The following is an 18,731-nucleotide window of genomic DNA, read 5'->3' as shown; positions in this document are numbered from 1 at the left end:
CCTCGGCTTAACGGTCTAGTTCGCGCAGAGCGGATCGGGCGCCGGGAGAGCCCTGCTCTGATTTGCGCGCCGCGCCCGGAAGAGAGACCAGACAAAGTCTAGTTGTACGAACTTGAGATTGTTGGCCGAGTCGACGAACCACGCCGGGCTCGGCATACCGGTCGACCCCTGCCCCTGGCATTTGAAGACCGACATGCGCGCCGTCGCGCCGATCGTTGCCCGGGCGTGGCACGTGATACAGGACGACGTGTTCTGGAAGCCGCCTTCAGGCTGCGAATTTGCGAGCAGTGTGATGTTGCCACGGCTGTCGACGAAATCGATCTGCGTTCCGCGAAGTCGGTAATTTTCCCATTTGGTGCCTTCGAGACCGATACCCGCCGGCGCCTTTTCGCAATCATGCGGCGCCTGCGGACAGGCAAAGCGATCCACCGATTTCAGATTCCACCCGATGTTAAATTTGCGTCCGCCCTGCGATTCCGGAATCTTGTTGTCGATATGTTCGAAGGTTGCCCAAAGCCACTTCGGTAAATCTTTTGTCGTGATGTGAAGCGCCGTCAAGCCGTATATCTTGCCGTTATCGGACTTGACCCAATGATAACGCGGCTTGTCCACTTCCTGTATCTCGCGCCATTGCGCCTTTACCTCCTTGGCGGCCAGGGGAAAGTCGATGGTCTGGACACGATTTGTGAACAGCTTGATCTGTTCGTCGACGTTGTAGAGCCTTTTCGATCTGACAAATTCGAACGTCGCTTGATTCAATCTGGTTTCGTTGACCGTATCTTCGTCTTCCAGTGCTTTTGCGATGTCTTCCTCGAACGCCGGCAGTGGCGTATTCAATCGCTTCATCGATTCCAGCAGGATTCGTTGCTGCTCCGCGCCACGGTCCAGACCAGCGATAGGTTTGTCGGCGGGCGTTTCCTTGTCGAGCCAGGTACCGGGGTCAGAACCGTCGATGGGGTAAGCCGTGTCGGCTGCATTGTTATTGGCGCTCCGCCAGGTTTCCCAAACGACCGGTCCCGGTGCCGTATCTCCGAACTTCTTGGTTGAATCCGGTGCCCTCTGCTTGACGTTTGCCGGCCAATTGAGGGCAACGAAAAGCCGCCAGGCGTACCGGTCTGGATCGGTGATGGCAGCGGCGGAATCTTGCGGTTCTTTCCATGCCTCCTGGGCTATCGCACTGGCCGAATGCAAGCTCGCATTGACGGCGATCATCATTGCGACAGCCCGGAATGCCCACATAGCTTCCTCCTGCGTTACAACTTGCGCCCTCTGGGACAAACACTTGATCTGCAGACGGCGAATTGAACTAAGCCTGCAACAATCGGGTCTTCGCCTCGGCAACCGCCGCCTCGGCGTGAACACATCCGTATCCAAAGAGTCGTGAATGGCCGTCAGCATCGTAGGAACCGAGATCGCCGATCCGACGTGCGGTCTGTTTGAGGATCTCGCGGCACTCCGCCGCGGTCAGTCCAGGATTGGCGCTCAGCACCAGGCCGCAGATTCCGGCGACCAGCGGACAGGAGCTCGAGGTCTTGCCGAAATGTTCATTGTAATCACCCGGCACATAGCCCAAGGGACGCGTCGCACCGATCGAGTCGATGAATTCTCCAGTCACGTCGGCAGTCGTAACACCACGACCCCTGTCACTGCTCGAGGGCGCGCATATCCAGATTTCTTTGCCGATGTTTGAATAGGACGCATATTCATCAAGGCTGTCGGAAGCCCCGACGGCTATAATATCCGGATGGATGGCAAATCCGTTTACGCTGGCGTTGGCCGGGTCATTGACGTTACGGCCTTCATTTCCAGCGGCAAAGACGATTATGCTGCCCTTACCTTCACGCCCCTCGATGGCACAACGGCTGATCGCTTTGGCAACCCGCGTCGATAGTGGGTAGTTGGTGGCTCGAGCGCCCCAGCTGCAACTGACGATCGATGCACCACGCTCGCGCATATAGTCAAACCATTTCGCGATCTCTATCGGCTCCAGGCTCGACCAGCGCACCGGTATCCAGGAACATCCCGGAGCCGCACCGACGATGTTGCCGGCGCCAGCGGCTCCAATGGCAATCCCCGCACATGCCGTGCCATGCCAGTTTCCCAACTGCGGCGATGTGAGGTTGGGCTCGGGAGCGACATTGGCCGCGTTGCGCATAAAGTCCCAGGGATGCACCGATCGATCCGCAAGATCGGGATGACTCAGGTCGAAGCCGTCATCGATAATTCCGATCGTCACATCGGGAGAACCGAAGCCTTGAAGCAGGCGCCATGCTGCAATCACCCGCGCATCTGCGCCTGCCTTCAGGTCACTTGAATCGCCGCCGTTAAGGCCGGTATTTTCGAGGTACCACTCGTGGTCTATAAGGGCATCATTCGGGACGGCAAATCCCTTCACCTCACCCTCTGTCGACAGGTCGGGCTCGGCGATCCTGACCGATGGCTCCAGCTGCAAGGCGGCACAGACTTCGACGGCGTCCCGTCGATCGTCCACACGAACCGTCAACCCGCCATCGAATTCCGATCTCACCAGCTTTAAGTGGTGCCGGGTGATCAGATCATTCCTCGTCTGCTCATTGGTCATTTCATGAAATTCGAGGTAGACCGTCCCGGTTGGAACGAAAGGCACCATATCGGGAGAGCTGTGATAGACATTGGTAATTTCCGCGGGACGCAACAGCCTGTCGATCGTACTTTCGAAGCTCTTGGAATCCCTTCGCGTTCCGACTCCAAGCGTTCTGATGTTTCCGAGATCGCTACGATTCCGGATTTGATACGAACCGGAGCGAGTAGCGATTTGATTTTCCGCAGCGGGCTGAAGCAACGAGCCGGAATGGACAGCTGCGAGGGTACTGCTCTTGTTCAGAGCGAGCGACCCGCTGCCGTACCGAAGGTTTAAAATATTACTCACGGATCAACCGCCGAAATATTTTTGTCAGTAAGATTGGACGCCGTTATCCTGATCAGCGATCAAGGCATTCGGCCTCGCACTATCCATTCAGAAGCAAGGCAATTCAGTATCAGCGCGCGTAGCCACCAGCCAGCAACGCTCAAAGACTTGCAAAGCAACGCAAACCAAAAAATTCAGGCGTTAGCCGGTTCGGCATGCGATCGGATATTACAATCCTAAATTGTGACTTGGAATTTGTCTAATGATATTTATCGACGTACTCGCAAATCGACCGCGACACTTGGGCGCTGGACGGGTGCAATAGCGGTCCAACAAAATACCGGCCGGGATCTCCGCGGCGGCAAAGCATCGGGAAACAGACTTAGGAGGCCCCAGGGATCAGCAGCCCCAAGCCCGGTATCCAAGCCGAGCTGATTGGCGACCAAAGCCCAGATCGTTCGCGCCGATATCGCGTCCAGCCTATTGCCAACTACGCCTGGTTCCTGCGGTAGCAGGCTGGTGTGGAAAAGAAGGGAAAGCGCGATAACCTACCCGGGATGTTCGGTCACGTATCGCCGGCCGGTTCCTGACGGTGAAGATCTCCAGGAATCTCGCGCAGAAAGCCTTGTCCTTTTTGTAGCCGACGCCCGAGCGTTTCGACAAATCCTTCAAAACGCTCCCTGCCCTTGGCTTGTGCGGCCGCTTGCGCATCGCTTGGCAATGGTGGCGTAATCGTCAGCCAGAAACGAATGAAGAGAGCCAAGGTCTCCGCCGTCAAACCCACGTCGCGCTCCAGCCTCTGCATCTGACGCGACAGCCGATCGAGGCGCCGGGTGAACGCCGCCTCCCGCCTGTCCGCCGCATCCGGTGACAGAAACGAAGCGACAGCGGCCTCAACGATCGCTGACCGGGAAAGCTTCTTGCGATCGGCAAGCTCCGAGATCTGTTTCAGAAGCTCTGGCGGAAAATAGACGTTCATCCGGTCGCGCATATCGCCTCAGAGCTCCATACCGTCATTCGGGTCCAGGGCGGCCTGACGGGCGACACCTCGCATCTGTTGGCGTATGAGCCGGGACTGACGGACCGCATCCTCGTCGTCGTCAAGAACGACGGCAAATTCCTCCGCCGGCGTCGGTTCGGTCGTCTCCTTGGCGATCGCGACGTGATCGGGGAGTTCGGGCTCGCGACGGAGCCCGCTGTTCGCCGTGTCCTCCTCGGCCCCTGCAGCTTTGTCAGCTGGACTTGCCGTCGGCTTCAACGGTCCGAGCGCTGACCATCCGTCCGTTCGCGATGATCGGCCGGCGCTCGCCGGATCGGGCGGCGGCAGAACCCGCTCGGTGAATCGGCGATCCTCGTAGTAGCGGACCTTCTTTGCCCGGATCGGCGGCGTGCCCGCCACCATAACGATCTCGTCCTTCGGCGGAAGCTGCATGACTTCGCCTGGGGTCAGCAGCGGTCTTGCCGTCTCCTGGCGCGAGACCATCAGGTGCCCCAGCCACGGGTTCAACCTGTGACCGGCATAGTTCTTCATCGCCCGCATCTCGGTCGCCGTGCCCAACGCGTCGGAAACCCGCTTGGCGGTCCGCTCGTCGTTGGTCGCGAAGCTGACGCGGACGTGGCAGTTGTCCAGGATCGCATTGTTGGACCCGTAGGCCTTCTCGATCTGATTGAGCGACTGCGCGATCAAGAAACTCTTGATGCCGTACCCCGCCATGAAGGCGAGCGCAGACTCGAAAAAATCGAGCCGTCCCAGCGCCGGGAACTCGTCGAGCATCATCAGAACGCGATGCCGGCGGTCGCGGGCGTGCAGATCCTCGGTCAGGCGTCGGCCGATCTGGTTCAGCACGAGACGGATTAGCGGCTTGGTCCGAGAGATATCCGAGGGCGGCACCACGAGGTAAAGCGTCGTCGGGCGGCTATCTGCGATCAGATCGGCAATCCGCCAGTCGCAGCGACAGGTCGCCTGGGCCACGACGGGATCGCGGTAGAGCCCAAGGAATGACATCGCGGTGGACAGGACGCCGGAGCGTTCATTCTCGGACTTGTTGAGGAGCTCGCGCGCGGTCGAGGCGACAACGGGATGGGCGCCCTGCTCGCCAAGATGCGCGGTTGTCATCATCGCCTTCAGCGTCGCCTCGATCGGCCGCTTCGGGTCGGACAGAAAGGCGGCGACGCCAGCCAAGGTCTTGTCCGCCTCGGCATAGAGGACGTGGAGGATGGCGCCGACCAAGAGGGAATGACTGGTCTTCTCCCAATGGTTCCGCTTGTCGAGGGAGCCTTCGGGGTCGACCAGGACGTCGGCGACGTTCTGGACGTCGCGAACCTCCCATTCCCCCCGCCGGACCTCGAGCAGAGGATTGTAGGCTGAGGACTTCGGGTTGGTGGGATCAAACAACAAGACGCGGCCATGCCGCGAGCGAAAACCCGCGGTCAGTTGCCAGTTCTCGCCCTTGATGTCGTGAACTATGGCCGAGCCGGGCCAAGCCAGCAGGGAGGGGACGACAAGACCGACGCCTTTGCCGGATCGGGTTGGTGCAAAACACAAAACGTGCTCCGGTCCATCGTGGCGGAGGTAGTCGCGGTCGAGCTTGCCAAGTACCACGCCGTCCGGACCGAGAAGTCCCGCCGCTCTCACTTCGTCAGGACCAGCCCAGCGCGCCGAGCCATAAGTCTCGACATTCTTCGCTTCGCGCGCCCGCCAGACTGACATGCCAATCGCAACCGCGATCGAAATGAACGTCCCCGACGCTGCGATGAAGGCACCCTCGACAAAGACCTGAGGTGCATAGGCGTCGTAGACGAACCACCACCAGAAGAAGACTGGCGGGTAATAGATCTTGAAGCCCAACAGTTCGAACCAGGGCCGCCCAAGTTCCGGTTGATAGGCGAGCCGCCAAGCCGTCCACTCGGTTGCTCCCCATATGGCCAGCAAAACGATCAGACCGACAACGATCACCTGTCCCCAGAGGATCTTGGTTCCGGACATCCCAAATACCCTTCCTGCAACTGAATTGGTGAGATAGCTAGAGGCCGAGGTCGCGCTTCCGGCCAAAGCCCCATTCGATGCCGCCGCCGTCCTTGACGACACCAGTGACATGTTGGCCGAGTCTCTTTTCGAGTTCGCGCGACCAGGGCACGAATTGGAAGCCGAGCCCATTGTCGATCATGGCGAAGCGTCCGGAGGCGAGCGTCAGACGCTGGCGATACGTGCCCGCCACATGCTCCCCGGAGTCAGGTTTCACGTAAGGGAGGCTGGTGTCGGCCGAGACCTTTGCTGCCACCTCGTCCAACTCACGCCGACGCAACGTGTTCAGGAGGTCGCGCTGCAAGATGACGCGTTGGCCCTGCCGCCGCGCCAGACTCTTCTGAATCAGATGCTCGGTACGGGCTTCCATGGCGTCGCGGGTCTCGCGGCCGAATCCGCCCATGGCGAGCGGCATCGGGTCGTGTTCAACCAGTCTATGATCGAGCCAGGTCGCCCCTCGCGCCGTAATCTGGCCACCGAGATCGAGATCCGAACGGGTTGCGAGCACCATCGTCGGACGCGGGTCGCCGGCTTGACCGAAGCGTCGGACTTCGACGATGCCGCCGACCGGTGGCGCCTGTTCGAAAGCCTCGAGCCCTCGGAAGCGCACATGGTGCGCGCGTCCGTCTGTTCCGTCGATCAGAGCGTAGGCCTCCCCAGTCAGTTCGTCGTGCAATCCACGGTCGACCAGCCGTCCGATGATCTGGGACGTCGGCAGTCCACCCTCAATAACGAAGTCGGCAACGCCGCGCGCTTCCCCACGCTCGGTGAAGGCACGGTGCATGGTCTTGATGATGTCGCCGCGCATGCTTAGGTCGCGCAAGCTGCGCTCGGCCTCGAGCCCTACCATCCATTCCCCTGGTGCGGCGGACGCGGCAAGACCCATCTTCTCCAGGTGTTGAATGCGACCGACCATCAGCCGCCGGATCTCGGGATCAAACTTGCCGGGATTTTCGGGACGTAGATCGATATAGCCGGTCTCATCTGCCGCCAGCCGGATCTTCCGATCGAGCCGCGTCCATCGCTCTGCCGTGACTTCCCTCTCCAGCGAATTGCGGATCTCGTGCTCCGGTGTAGGACCCAGTTCGATGCCGACCAGTTCCTCGGCGCGTGAGCGCAGGCCCTGGCTGATATAGTCGCGGGAGATCACGAGGTCCGCCCCGTCCTTATCTACCCCCCGAGCGAGAAGATGGACGTGAGGGTTGTCGGTATTCCAATGATCGACAGCTACCCAATCGAGCCGCGTGCCGAGATCGGTCTCCATCTGCTTGGCGAGGTCGCGGGTGAAGGCCTTCAGGTCGGTCATGTCGCCGGCGTCCTCCGGCGAGATGATGAACCTGAAATGATGCCGGTCGTCCTTGCAGCGTTCCGCGAAAGCCGCGCTATCGGCGCGGTCGCTCCCGGCATCGAACATCTCGGCCCGCTCACCACTCCGGGTCACGCCGTCGCGCTTCAGATATGAAAGATGGGCGGCCAGTGGTGCTGAACGGAAGGCCCGCCCTTTGTGACGAACCACGCGCGCCTTTACCACAACACGCCGGGTCGGGCTGAACAATCTGGCGCGGCTAAAGGCGAGGCGCCCGCGGCCAAACGTCGAGCGCCCATAAGCCGCAGAACGCCTGCCAGCAGCAGGCTGACCCGAGCTGTGTCCTGCTTTCTTCGCCGCCCGCAGCACCTGGTTGATGAAGCTCTTCGGCTTCGGCGCGCGGGTACTGCGAATGCGCCCGGGCCGAATACGCAGGTCGCTGTCGCCCACGCTCACGGCAGGGCCTCCCAACGATCAAAAGCGCACGCGGTGCCGAAAATGCCTTTGATTGCATTTGTTAAAATGCACGGCGCGGCACGCGCCCCGACCGACCGGCACGCCAGAACCCAAGCCATGCCAATGGCTTGCGGTTCGACCGGCGAGCCCCTTTTATCTCGCCGTCCTGCCGTCGTTGTCTCCCGGTGGCCGGTTCCCGAAAGAGCCGCCGCGACCTGGCAGCCAACCCGCGAAGCCCCCACTGCTTCCGAGCGCTTGCGATAGCGATCGTTACCCGAAGGGCCGAGACACCCGAAGGGTGGCTCGGTGAGGAGCGAAGCGACGAGTAGAGCGCGGGCCGAAGGCATCGCCCATACGCCATCAGCACGCGGCACCTGCTTGGTGAAGCACACCAAAGCTTGCGAACCCGCACACTTGGTCATTGCGATGCTCCCGAATCCGATCGAGGGACGAACACACCAATTGGCCGGGGGACCATTGGCGAAACATCGGGCGCCGAGATTGCGGTCGTGACACCGCTTGACGGCATGAGCGCCAGCAACCGATCGCGCGTTTTCATTGGCTCGGATCGCGTGACGAATAACGTCGCAGCTGCTGACGACTGTCCGCTGGACGTCCACCTCGGCGGCAGTTCGAAGGTAAGCAGATTTGCAAGCTTTGCGACGTATGCTCGCGTCTCGTCTGGCAGAGGGGCGCCTGCGAGATGCTCTTCGTAGCGAGCTGGTCCCGCATTGTACGCGGCAAACACGCCAGGCGAGCCATACCGATCGAGCAGCTCGCGCAAGTAAGCCGTGCCGGCCAAAATGTTGTCGTGCGGGTCGTAGGGGTCGTTTCCGAGATTGTAGCGCTCACGAAGTTCCACCCAAGTCGCCGGCATGATTTGCATCAGGCCCATTGCGCCTTTTGGCGATCTGGCGTGCACGTCACCAGCGCTCTCGATGCGTTGGACTGATCGGATCCAGTTCGGCGCAATCGCAAAGCGTTGTGAGGCTTCATTGATGAAGCCGGCAAATGAGTAAGCGGTCTGACTGGTCCCCGGCAGGGCGGCTGATCCGCTCTGGGCCAAAGCAGCACCGTCGAACGCGGTCAGAAGAAGCATCAGCGGCACGACAGCGCAAACGCGCGTGCCCAACCGCCCCAAGGACGCGGTCGGGCTCGCGTCAGCCTTGCAAACATCGATCGAGCCGGACGAACGATCCCGCAATCGATCGAACAAGGGAATGGCGACCAGAACACGTCGGATACGCACGATCACTCCTCCCACGTCAACACCGGCATCGCACGGCCGATCACGCTAGATGCCGGAAGAAATCCAAAATACCGGCCGTCAAGAGAGTCGTCCGACTGCCAATTCATCAGAAACAGCTCGCCGTCACCGACGACGCGGCAGCCCTGCCATTTCGGCAGCGGCCGGCCTCGTCTGTCGTGATCCTTCGCCTCGCCCACTGCGATGTCGTCGACCGAAATCGTGAGGTCCGTTCTGCAAACGGTCTGCCCGGGAAGGGCAAGCACGCGCTTCAGCATGGGGACGCCGAAAGGCAGATAGCCGTTCAAATCGAGGAAGGTCGCAAGCGGCTCCGGCGGCTGAACGGCGACCAATTCAGTGATTTGGAATTGGTCCGCCTGTCGGAGGCTGTAGAGACCGATCGGCACGCTCGCGGATGCGTTCCAGATGTAAAGCGGAACCGGCTCCAGGACGATCGTAGCGATGAGCGCGGCGACGAGCTCAATCGTCCCGGCCAGCATCATGAGACGGCCCTTCATCGCATGGCCCTCTGCCGATGAAGCCAGGCCTGATGGCGCGCTTTCGTATATGGGCGCGGGTTTTCATTGACGGACAGACGGTTATGAACGTGATGCCAATGATCAGGCGCGACGTCAGCCGGATCGATGCCCAGCGCCTCAACGGCATCGATCATCTGCAGCACGCGCTCGACCTTCGGCCAGCCGGACAGACGCAGCAGAATCTCTCCGCCGGGTGTTACATAAGGAACGGTTGAGCAGCGCTGTCCTGGCGCGACCGCGCGCAAGATGTCGATCCGCGAAATGATCGTGCCGAAGTCGTTTGAGGTCCATCGGACGAATGCAAAGATGCTTCCCGATGCAAAAGACAGGACACGCCGGTAACGATCAAGCTTCCGTTCCTTGACAATGCAACCGAACCGAATGCGATTTTCGATGCGCTTCTCGAGCCACAACACTTCCACTTCCGTGAGATCACTCATGCCACCGGCTCCTCGACGCTGGAGCTGGAGGCCGCGAGCTTGGGCTCGGTGGAGAGTGTGTATGGCCTGCAAAGGTAGGCTGGCCTATCGGACGGCCCAGAGCCACCGACGCGGCTTTCGGCCTGGTCCGTTAGAAGAAATCCGAAGGATTTCTGGTTAGTAAAGTTAGAGCAGCTGGAAAGCGCGGAGAAACAAGCTCTTAAGCTCGATTCCGGTCCCCGATAGCACGAGGATCGGGTCCTCGATAGCACGAGGGTTGCGGTCCTCGATAGCACGAGCTGATTCACAGGTTGTCCTCCGAATTTGGAATGAGACCGCGCCGGCGCAGGCGTGCCGTTAAGGGATCAGTAGGCGTAGGCGAGAAGTTCAGCCTCTCGGTGCCATCAGGATCGCGCGTCAGCACGAGCTGATAGCCGGGCAATGTCTGGCGCTGGACGATCTGACGCACGTCGTAAGCAAAGTGCTTGAGCGGCGATATGATGCCCGACTTGGCATGGAGGTGCACAAGGTCAAAGCTCCAGCCGCCATCCTGGCGGCCGCCGTGCTTGCGCACGAGGCGGTAAAGCCACCGCTCGAGTCCGCCCGTCAGATCGAAATAGGCGCGGTCGATCGTCAGCACGAGCGCGTCATCGATGACGCCAGCGTAGAACCAATCAGGCAGGATCAGCTCGAGCCCAAATGGACGTCCATTTGCATCGGCCGTCTCTTTCCACTCGTTGATCCAGGAGAAGCGATGTCGCCGTCGTTCTGCCGGCTGGCGGATCGATGTCAGCACAGTTGTCGACTGAAGTCTGTCGAGGCCCGCCTTCAGGCGGTCATAGTCACGTGCGCTGGTGCCGCGGCCCACGAACGTCAAAATCTCGTAGGGCGTTGCAGCCATCAAGCGCGAGGTCTTCAAGCCGGCGTCGCGGGCTTCGACGATCTGGGACGCGGCCCAGATCAGAACGTCTGCATCCCAAATGGTCGCCATCCCGTGTTCCGGCACGGCTTCGACACGAATTGCGATCGCACCCGCGCGGAAATCGATCGGCACGATCCGCTTAGTCTTGGCGAGCGAAAAGAACGGATAAGCCATGAGATCCTGCGCGTCGCGGGGCGCAAGATCACCGGGCAGCGCCCGAAAGAGCTCAAGCTGCTCTCGCTCGGAATGGTGTTTGCGCCGCATTGTCACTGCTCTCACGCGGTAATCAGCGGCGTTCCTGGCCCGCATAGGGGCGCAGCGCGGGATGCTTCTTGGCGGGTAGCACGGTCCCCTTCCCGGGGTCTGAGGTCGACGTCTTGGCGCCCCGGTCGGCCCACGCTTTCAGGTCATCGACGGCGTAAACGACACGACCACCGATCTTCCGATAAGTCGGCCCTGTGCCATATGTCCGATGTTTTTCGAGTGTGCGGCCTGACAGGCCAAGATAGCGTGCGGCCTCCGGTGTACGCAGGAATCGCGGAGGAAGACCGGCCATCGGATCGGGCATTTGAGGACTCCAGGAGGACATCGCACTACGCCTGGCTAGGCCAGCGTGTGTGCGGTCATCATGGAGAAGCAAGATCTCGGAGGGGGATGCCGAATATGGAGGGGGCCGTTTTCGACACCCCCCAAGCGGACCGGCTATTCGTCCCTGCGCCCGGACCGCAGGAGTTTGCGGTAGCCTCCGCGCATCAACGCGACGCCGCCTTGCACCAGGCGGATTGTTCGATTGCGCAGATCATGCGTCTTCCAGGCGCGATCGGGGATGCGCTTTTTGCCGAACAGCGCTTCGGCGATAACGCGATAACTGCCGCCGGCGCTGTGCGCATCGAGCGCACGGATCGCAGCGCTCAGGCGTTCGCGCCGCTGTTTGGATAGTTGATGAAATGCAGGACCTGGCGCGCGTCCGTTCATCGCGCGCCACAGCCGCCGGGCTGCATAGGCGCGTGGGCCAAAATCGCCATCAAATGGCAGTTCGGCTGCGTATGACGCGCCGAGCACCGGCGGCTCTTTGGACCAAACACGGTGATCTACCGCACCGATGCGCAGCACAGTATGCCAGCCGTCGACGGCGCGGCGCACCTGGCCAGCTGTGAGGTCGAGCAGTGGCTGAGACGCCGACACGAGGTCGGCCGTCGAGGCAACCTTGACCGGAACGACCGCCGCTAAAACCTCAGGCGCCCAAAAGATCGTCTGCTCGTCGAAGGACCTCTGTGGGTCATGGGCGAAAGCAGATGCCCCATTTCCTCCTGAATTCGTCGGTCACTTCGCCATCGGGACTGTTGGCGATCATCGCTTCGTACTCACGCCGATAGTCGGCGTTACGGCGGAGACATTCCCAGGCGATGTCGGTGATCTCAGCGTCTTGTAGTCTCTTGTAGGATTCCGGCGACCGCCAGTCGAATTCAGGCATTGCTTCCACCCCATTGCACGCTGCTAACAACGATTGCGCCGCAATAGGTATGAACGAGGCGGTTGTAGGAAGCCCCTGATTTGGCACCACGTGGTGCCCTGGAATGACCACCCGTCAGCAAAAGAAAATAGTTCTGGCTGCAAGTCGTCAGCCGGCGATTTTCTTCTATTTCGAGCCGGTGCCGCGTAAGAGCCGCCCTTGCTCTGTTACCCATTTGGCGCGCGCAAGGTGACTCTGATATGCGCGCCACGCACGATCCGGCTCCCGCTCTGGGTCCATATGCAAGACCACTCGAGCCACTTCGCGCCAGTCCGCCCCTGCACCTTCGGCCTGCAGAAGGCGAACGTACGTGACGACATGCTGTTCGTCATAGGCCGTCAGCGCCGGCTCGTTCGGCGCGACATCCGCGACGTCGGGATCTAGCGGCGGCTTTGACATCAGAGCCTACAATTACACGCGGGATTGAAAATCGAATCGCGAGGCGCGAGCCTTGTCGGCTCGAACAGTTCCAGACTGTAGCATATGGCATGCCACCAGCCCGTACGAGCATTCAAGAGGTTGCTTTCGCCACATTTCAGGCAATCGAAGCTCCGTCCGTGATCGTCGGCATCAAGCTCCGCGTATTATAACACGTAGCGCCAAAATACGCGATTGCTTCCTATCCTGCGGATGGATATTCGCAAGGTCTTTGGAGCGAACGCGCGTCGATTTCGACTAGCCCTTGGCTTGAGCCAAGAGGCAGTGGCGGAACGCATGGGCGTCGACCGGGCCTTCGTAAGCAGCATGGAGCGTGGGCTGCAAAACGCGACATTGCTCACAATCTGGCAGATTGCCCAAGCACTGGAGGTTCGGCCTTCAGATCTGCTTGAAGAGAAAGTCGCCAAGGTTCGATCCTGATTTTCCGCGAGCCGGGCCAGAGGCCCGGCGAGCGCCGGACGCGAATACACGTCAACGCCGCCGATCCGGCTCGCCGGATCGGCGGCGTTGCACCAGATCTGAACGCAAGGCCGCGCAACCGACGCGAGTTACGCGGCCCATGTCTTTAGATTGCGCGTTCCATCAAGCGCTTCGCTTTGCCCTCCAGCTCAAGGCGGGTGTCCTGATGAGCCTTGCCTCGTGCAAACGCCGTAATGCCCTGCACAAAATCAAAGATGCTTTCCGGCTTGCGGTTTTCCTCGCCCAAGACAGTCTCGATGATTTTCGAGGTCTCGAATTTGGAAAACCCGCCTTTGCGGAGGAACGTCTCCCGGTCCTCGTCGGTGCGGGCAACGATCTGCTCCCGAGCCGCCTTGATCGCCGCGACGAATGGCGCGGGCGAGGAATTGGCAAAGCTGGTCAATGCCGGGGCGGCTTCATGCGCGAAACGTTGGGCTGCGAACTTCGAATGCCGGATCGTGATCTCTTCGAAATTCTCCACGCCCCAAAGATTGCGGTTCATGCAGACGGCGCGAAGATAGAAGCTCGCAATCCCAAGCGTCTTGCTGCCGACTTCGCTGTTCCAGCAGTAGAAGCCCCGGAAATACAAATCCGGCGATCCGTCCGCCAGACGGCCCGCCTCGATTGGATTTGTGTCGTCGACCAGAAACAGGAACACATCCCGGTCACTGGCATAGAGCGTGGTCGTGTCCTTGGTCACGTCCACAAACGGATTATGGGTCATGGTTGCCCAATCCATCACGCCCGGGACCTTCCACCGCGTGTCACCTGTGCCATTGCCCGCGATCTTCATCACCGCGGCGACCAACTCGTGATCCCAGATGCGGCCATAGTCCGGCCCGGTGACAGCACGAAGCTCGACGCGTCCATTGTCCGTCTCCAAGGTTTTCACGAGCTCGTCGCGATGTGACAGCAGGCCGTGTTGCAGGTTTATGGCGGATAGGGCCGCGGGAAGCTGCCGCAGATAGGAGGTCGGCGCACCGACGAGCGTACACAACTGGCCGAAGCTCCAATGGGTCGGCGCCACCGGCTCGTCACGTCCCGGCACTGTCAGGGCCAGCCGCTCGGCATTATCCCGGCTCGCCTCCACCCGGATGGTCCGGCTTTCCACTGTCCGCGCCTGTGCGCGTTCGGCTCGGCCTCGTACCGCTTCAAAGAGGTCCGGCAGGTTCAGGTACCGCTCGTCATCCGGTCGCGCAAACCACTCGGACGACACGCGGCCGATCCGCTGGCCGCGGGATACATCCACGCGGAAACCGCCGGAAACAGGCTGTTCGCTCTGGGACAAGGTCATCATGTTCATGGTCGTTCTCCTATGGGCTGAGGTTGAAGCGCAGCGCTGCGCTGCAACCCTGCCCGTCGGCGAGACTTAGGGTAGCAAGGGCAAGGGCGGCCAGAGCGGAGGGGGATCACCCGCCTGAAGAGGGCGCGCTAAGAGCGCGCGTCTGCACGCGCCTAACGACATCGTCGTCATGAAGATCCTTTGCGCGGAAGACCGGGGATACCGCTCCGGCCGGCACGCGAAGTGTGCTTCACCCTTGACCGCGCGAGGGCGGAGCCCTTAGCAATCTCCTCAAAGAAAAATGCTCTTCTTCCTGCAAAGCGGCGCAAGAAATGCGAAAAGGGCCCCGCCTCCGAGGAGGCGGAGCTGACGATCCCTCGGGATCAGTCGCCGTTGCGGCGGGACCAGATCAGGGCGAAGCCCTCGTCGCCTTCGACCTTCACCAGCGAGGCGTAGATCGGAGCCGGAAAGGTCGGATCGTCGAGCTTCACCGAGAGGTATTCGCGATCGGTTTCGCGGGCGGTCTTCTTCCAGGCGGCGCCGAATTCGATCATACCGGCGAAGATGCGATAGTCCGGCGCCTTCTCGTTGTCCTTCTCGGATGCGGCGAACCGTGCCTTGATGTTGAGTGTCAGCGTCTTGATCGAGCCGATGTAGCCATTGTCCGAAGCGGTGAAGTTGCCGATGGTAGCCATGGTGGTCTCCGTTTGTTGCTCGGGCCGCGCCCATCGCAGCCTCGATGGCGATCCTTGGCCCGGGGAGCGATCGGCCCGCAGCCTTCAGGCCCGCAGCGACAGCGGAGGACGGCGATAGCTTGCTTTTTTGTCTTCCGCGAGGAATGCCGCCGCGCGGCAGGGGAAAAAAGCAGGCGCAGCCGTTGCGGGAAGGCGATCGAGGCTCTTGCCGTCCCTCGGGCCTGATCAGCCCATCCGAGGTTGCGTTGGACGCGCCATGAACGAACTGACGGAGACCACCATGGCGGCCGATGCCGACGCAGCACAAGGACATACCTGGGGCGATCGGGTTCATGCTGGCGCCCGCGGATCAACGGCAAGAAAGACGCATTTTGGCAAACGCTAGCGACCCTCATCGTATTCCCGCGTGCCAGGTGCGATAGTGCGACTGGGGTAATCCACCAGACAGCAATCTCAAAATACTCCAGGTATCACACGATCAATGCGCCCGGCCTCACCACTTGCTGCTGATTGACGAGCACGACACAGCCGTCCCTTGGCTGCCCCAGACGGCGTAGATCAGAGTGATCCGGACCTCGATGATGGCGGGGCCTCCATTCAGCGGACGGCGCTGTGCGCAAAGAATCGGCCGCGCGCCGGGCAGGCGCGCGGCCGACAATTTGATGCTGACCGTGGCCGCTCAGGCGGTCCCGGCTCTGGTGTCACTCCGCAGCCTGCGAATATGCATCACCGTCTTGCGCCTCGTCTGCCGCAGCCGCCCGATTCTCCGGCTTGGTCGTTCTCAGCAGTGAGCGCCAAGCGGTCGTCGCCAGCAACTGTTCCGCGGCTCCCGCCATGTCAACCTTATCCAAATTCGCTCGGCGGTCTCGCGCGTTCGCGAACTGCCTCCAGAGCGATGCCGGCGCCGCCCTGAAACGCAGTCATCCCGATACTCAGTGCGAGGAAAAGCGGCAGGGCATTACACAGCGAGCGCAAAGATAGCCCAGCAGAACAAGCCAATGCCGATTGTGTTGAGAACAAGCGCAAGAGCGAGCATGGTGGTGGCTCCATGTGCATAGATGTACCCGTCGCGCCTTCCACCACCACGGCGCAACTCTGGAATATTGAAAGCGAAAGGAGGCGGAGTTGCGCCTTTAAGCAATTCCGCCTTGATGGCTTGGAGTGGAGAAGACGGCGCTCACGCGCCGCCGAACCTCCAGACAGGGATGCTGAGCCGCTTCGCCTTGTCGGCGAGATTGTCCTGAATTCCCGTGCCCGGGAAGTGTATGACGCCGATCGGCAGGAGTTCGAGCATAGCATCGTTGCGCTTGAACGGTGCTGCCTTGACATGTTTCGTCCAATCGGGCTTGAAAGCGATCTGGGGTACCTTGCGGGTCGCCGCCCATTTGGAGGCGATCAGTTCGGCACCTTTCGGGGAGCCGCCGTGGAGCAGGACCATGTCGGGATACTTGACATGAACCTTGTCCAGGCGATCCCAGATCAGATGGTGGTCATCGAAATCGAGCCCACCGGTGAGTGCGATCTTCGGGCCCGACGGCAGCATGACCTCGGTTTCGGCACGACGCTTGGCGGCGATGAAGTCGCGAGAGTCGATCATCGCCGCGGTTAGCGTGCGGTGGTTCACCAGGGATCCCGATCGAGCGCGCCAGGATGACCCGGTGTGGGTCTCAAAGCGCTCGATGGCCTGATCGCGGAAGAGCTCCAGGCAGTTGCGGCGCTCGATCAATGTGATGCCTTCCGCCGTCAGGCGCTCGAGTTCAACCGATCGAACTTCGGAGCCATTCTGCTCGCGCTGACTTTTCTGCTGCGCCTGTTCGTTGTCGTCGAGATGGCGTTCGATGCGGTCGACGGCACGATGGAACAAGTTGACGGTCGACCAGAGCAGATCATTGATATCCGGCTCAAGCCGTGTGTCGCTCAATGTCGCGACCAGGGCGTCGAAGATGTCGGTGACGGCGCCAGCGATGATCCTTGCCTCGGGAATTGGGCGCGGATCGGGTTCGTCGTCGAAGAGGTGATAGCCGAAGAGCTGTAGTTCGCTGAGGACGTGGTCAGTTGGAGAAGAGGCGTGCGGCCGTTCGAGGTCGTCGTGGTCGCTCATGGAGGAGGTCCTTTCCCGGATCGGCCGCGCTCATCGCGGCCTTCATAGCGATCACTCAGGCGGCGGGCGGAACGGGCCAGAACCCGCAGCGGAGCGCAGGGCTGAAGCGGCGGCGGAGGATGGCGGAGGCCGGCTATTTTGCTTCGCGATGCAAAGCGCGCGGGCCAGATGGACAATGTGTCTTCGTGTTGCCCGCGCGCGACGGAAAATAGCCGGATGTAGCCATTGCCGGCCTAGGCCGCTTGCCGTCCGATCGCCCTCTAGAAGGCCGAGGACGTGTGCTCTTCCGGAAAACGGCCTCGCGATGATCGATCTGTCGATTTGATCGAAACACCGGAGCTATCCAGCGGCTACCGTCGACGAGTGCAGGAAACGGCCGACGTCCTCTGGGACGAGTTGATGCCGTATCGCTTCTCGGACGGAATCGGAGCCGAAGATTTGCAAATCGTCGTTGAAGTCGCCAACCCGCGGCGATAGCGGGATCACTTCAATGCTGACGGCTTCAGCGCGCTGGGTGAGAATAGCCTGTGCGGCGTTTCCGGCTGCATCGACGTCGCGTGCGATATAGAGCCGACGCAGGTCGGTCGGTAGCAGCATAGCTGCGAGGTGGTTGGCCGAAAGCGCGGCTGCCATCGGCAACGTCGGCAACACGTGCCTTAGCGACAGCATGGTCTCGATACCCTCACCAGCAACGAGCACATCGTCCACCGCACCGAAGCGAACGGCGTTACCGAGCAGGTCGCCCATGGCACGTCGTGGTGTGTCAAGCGGCGCCTTGCCAAGCCGCTTCCGATCAAACCTATCTGGATCGAGCCAGGTACGGTGCACACCGGTGATCTGTCCATCGAGATCCGTGACGCGAGCAATCATCGCTGGCCAGGTCTCGGTCGGCGAATGCTTGTTGGCTCGATAATAGCATCGTGGGTGGAAGCGCAGGCTGCCACCGTCGTGGATTCGGGCTATCCCCCGACGGTGCAAATACGTTTCCACCGCGGTCCCCCGAATCGGGTTGGACATCGCAAAGAGCCGGCGGGCGGCTTTCTGAGATCCTGCCAGCACTGTTGGCCGAACGAGCTTCGGGGTAGAATGCCGCTCAGAACGAGGTAGCTTGAGAAAGCGCCTCGCCTCCTCGGCAACCTCGCGGAAATTCCGCAAGCCCAAGCTTTCGCGAATGATGTCGAGGAGATCGCCATGCTCCGCGGTCGCAGCATCGGTCCACTTGCCAGCTGGGCCTTTAGGTGATTCCTGGAGCCGCACGAACAGCGAGCGCCCCGGGGTATTGTGGACGTCACCGACGACCCAGTACCGACCCGACCGCTTGCCATTGGAGAGATAATGTCGGCACACCGCCTCCGCCTCGCGCGCGAGGCGCCGTGCCAGTTCGCAAGGCTTGCGGGACATCACGGAGCCTCCCGCTCGCCGATGGCAAGCGGATAACCGTCG

Annotated in this window: 19 protein-coding genes; 2 read left to right on the top strand and 17 right to left on the bottom strand. The window is 61.0% G+C overall.

Annotation, left to right across the window (positions count from 1 at the left end):
• Positions 1–15: 15 nt before the first annotated feature.
• The 13 genes from GGD63_RS05100 to GGD63_RS05040 all read right to left on the bottom strand — a co-directional run bounded on the left by GGD63_RS05100 (position 16) and on the right by GGD63_RS05040 (position 12,712).
• The gene (locus tag GGD63_RS05100; RefSeq protein ID WP_183239810.1) at positions 16–1,215 is read right to left on the bottom strand and encodes a hypothetical protein; all 1,200 of its coding nucleotides are present in this window, start codon (positions 1,213–1,215) and stop codon (positions 16–18) included.
• A 91-nt stretch (positions 1,216–1,306) separates the two neighbouring features.
• Complete coding sequence (locus GGD63_RS05095; protein WP_183239809.1) at positions 1,307–2,908, bottom strand: S8 family serine peptidase; 1,602 nt, start codon at positions 2,906–2,908, stop codon at positions 1,307–1,309.
• 544 nt (positions 2,909–3,452) lie between these two features.
• Positions 3,453–3,878, bottom strand: coding sequence for a CopG family transcriptional regulator (locus GGD63_RS05090; protein ID WP_183239808.1), 426 nt, complete (start codon positions 3,876–3,878; stop codon positions 3,453–3,455).
• Between the two features lie 6 nt (positions 3,879–3,884).
• Positions 3,885–5,873, bottom strand: a complete 1,989-nt coding sequence (locus tag GGD63_RS05085; RefSeq protein WP_183240722.1) for a conjugal transfer protein TraG — start codon at positions 5,871–5,873, stop codon at positions 3,885–3,887.
• 37 nt (positions 5,874–5,910) lie between these two features.
• Positions 5,911–7,674: a DUF3363 domain-containing protein gene (locus GGD63_RS05080; protein ID WP_183239807.1), complete on the bottom strand. Its 1,764-nt coding sequence runs from the start codon at positions 7,672–7,674 to the stop codon at positions 5,911–5,913.
• A gap of 418 nt (positions 7,675–8,092) precedes the next feature.
• Complete coding sequence (locus tag GGD63_RS05075) at positions 8,093–8,923, bottom strand: lytic transglycosylase domain-containing protein (protein WP_183239806.1); 831 nt, start codon at positions 8,921–8,923, stop codon at positions 8,093–8,095.
• A gap of 2 nt (positions 8,924–8,925) precedes the next feature.
• A complete protein-coding gene (locus GGD63_RS05070; RefSeq protein WP_183239805.1) occupies positions 8,926–9,438 on the bottom strand; it encodes a S26 family signal peptidase in 513 nt (170 codons plus the stop codon).
• Positions 9,435–9,899, bottom strand: a complete 465-nt coding sequence (locus GGD63_RS05065; RefSeq protein ID WP_183239804.1) for a DUF2840 domain-containing protein — start codon at positions 9,897–9,899, stop codon at positions 9,435–9,437. The genes GGD63_RS05070 and GGD63_RS05065 overlap by 4 nt, the downstream gene beginning before the upstream one ends.
• Before the next feature lie 283 nt (positions 9,900–10,182).
• A complete protein-coding gene (locus GGD63_RS05060; protein WP_183239803.1) occupies positions 10,183–11,064 on the bottom strand; it encodes a replication initiator protein A in 882 nt (293 codons plus the stop codon).
• A 22-nt stretch (positions 11,065–11,086) separates the two neighbouring features.
• Positions 11,087–11,368, bottom strand: a complete 282-nt coding sequence (locus GGD63_RS05055) for an AlpA family transcriptional regulator (protein ID WP_008561544.1) — start codon at positions 11,366–11,368, stop codon at positions 11,087–11,089.
• 134 nt (positions 11,369–11,502) lie between these two features.
• Positions 11,503–11,985: a DUF2285 domain-containing protein gene (locus GGD63_RS05050; protein ID WP_312013087.1), complete on the bottom strand. Its 483-nt coding sequence runs from the start codon at positions 11,983–11,985 to the stop codon at positions 11,503–11,505.
• A 94-nt stretch (positions 11,986–12,079) separates the two neighbouring features.
• Positions 12,080–12,274, bottom strand: coding sequence for a transcriptional regulator domain-containing protein (locus tag GGD63_RS05045; RefSeq protein ID WP_183239802.1), 195 nt, complete (start codon positions 12,272–12,274; stop codon positions 12,080–12,082).
• Positions 12,275–12,439: 165 nt separating this feature from the next.
• Positions 12,440–12,712, bottom strand: coding sequence for a DUF2285 domain-containing protein (locus tag GGD63_RS05040; RefSeq protein ID WP_183239801.1), 273 nt, complete (start codon positions 12,710–12,712; stop codon positions 12,440–12,442).
• Between the two features lie 213 nt (positions 12,713–12,925).
• Between GGD63_RS05040 and GGD63_RS05035 the strand changes: the two genes are divergently transcribed.
• Entirely contained in the window at positions 12,926–13,171 is a 246-nt protein-coding gene (locus GGD63_RS05035; protein WP_246785362.1) for a helix-turn-helix domain-containing protein, read from the top strand.
• A gap of 145 nt (positions 13,172–13,316) precedes the next feature.
• Here GGD63_RS05035 and GGD63_RS05030 read toward each other — a convergent pair whose 3' ends face one another.
• Both GGD63_RS05030 and GGD63_RS05025 read right to left on the bottom strand, forming a co-directional pair.
• Entirely contained in the window at positions 13,317–14,507 is a 1,191-nt protein-coding gene (locus GGD63_RS05030; protein WP_183240718.1) for a DUF932 domain-containing protein, read from the bottom strand.
• A 368-nt stretch (positions 14,508–14,875) separates the two neighbouring features.
• A complete protein-coding gene (locus GGD63_RS05025) occupies positions 14,876–15,187 on the bottom strand; it encodes a DUF736 domain-containing protein (RefSeq protein WP_183239800.1) in 312 nt (103 codons plus the stop codon).
• Between the two features lie 256 nt (positions 15,188–15,443).
• Here GGD63_RS05025 and GGD63_RS40565 point away from each other — a divergent pair, with 256 nt between their 5' ends.
• Positions 15,444–15,572, top strand: coding sequence for a hypothetical protein (locus GGD63_RS40565; RefSeq protein WP_283811919.1), 129 nt, complete (start codon positions 15,444–15,446; stop codon positions 15,570–15,572).
• 792 nt (positions 15,573–16,364) lie between these two features.
• Here the strand turns inward: GGD63_RS40565 and GGD63_RS05020 are convergent.
• Positions 16,365–17,288, bottom strand: coding sequence for an SLOG family protein (locus GGD63_RS05020; RefSeq protein ID WP_183239799.1), 924 nt, complete (start codon positions 17,286–17,288; stop codon positions 16,365–16,367).
• Positions 17,289–17,627: 339 nt separating this feature from the next.
• Positions 17,628–18,689, bottom strand: a complete 1,062-nt coding sequence (locus tag GGD63_RS05015; RefSeq protein ID WP_183239798.1) for a toprim domain-containing protein — start codon at positions 18,687–18,689, stop codon at positions 17,628–17,630.
• Between the last annotated feature and the right edge of the window lie 42 nt (positions 18,690–18,731).

The organism is Bradyrhizobium sp. cir1 (assembly GCF_014198245.1).
Taxonomy (GTDB): domain Bacteria; phylum Pseudomonadota; class Alphaproteobacteria; order Rhizobiales; family Xanthobacteraceae; genus Bradyrhizobium.
Note: the sequence above shows the minus strand (reverse complement) of the source record. Positions and strands in the feature narration are given on the sequence as shown.